At 70.9% G+C, this 433-nt stretch carries 1 protein-coding gene; it reads right to left on the bottom strand.

What is annotated here, in order from left to right:
* Positions 1 to 433: zinc-binding dehydrogenase (locus tag ACLZOT_RS50030; RefSeq protein ID WP_416975991.1), on the bottom strand; the 433-nt coding region annotated here is incomplete at both ends.

Here is a 433-nt window from a genome sequence, read left to right as displayed (position 1 = left end):
CGGGGTGCGTGGTGGCCACCGTGTCCGTGTCACGGATGTCGGTCTTGCCCAGCTCGACGAACCGGCCCCCCTCCCGCAGAACACCCAGCGACGCGTCCACGAACTCACCCGCCAGACTGTTCAGGACCACATCCATGCCCGCGAACCGACCAGCGAACTCCGTACTCCGCGACGACGCGATGCGGTCCCGCTCCACCCCCAGCCCGCACACCGCGTCCTGCTTGCCCGGACCCGCCGTCGCGAAGACCTCCGCACCCCACAACCGCGCCAACTGCACCGCAGCCATCCCCACACCACCCGCAGCCGCATGCACCAACACCCGCTCCCCCGCCACCAAACGCCCCGCCACCCGCAACCCGTACCACGCCGTCAAGAACACCACCGGCACACCCGCCGCCTCCGCGAACGACCAACCCCGCGGAACCCGCACCAC

This window comes from Streptomyces sp. 4F14, assembly GCF_048159485.1.
In the GTDB taxonomy this organism is placed as follows: domain Bacteria; phylum Actinomycetota; class Actinomycetes; order Streptomycetales; family Streptomycetaceae; genus Streptomyces.
This window is presented reverse-complemented; position numbering and strand designations above follow the sequence as displayed.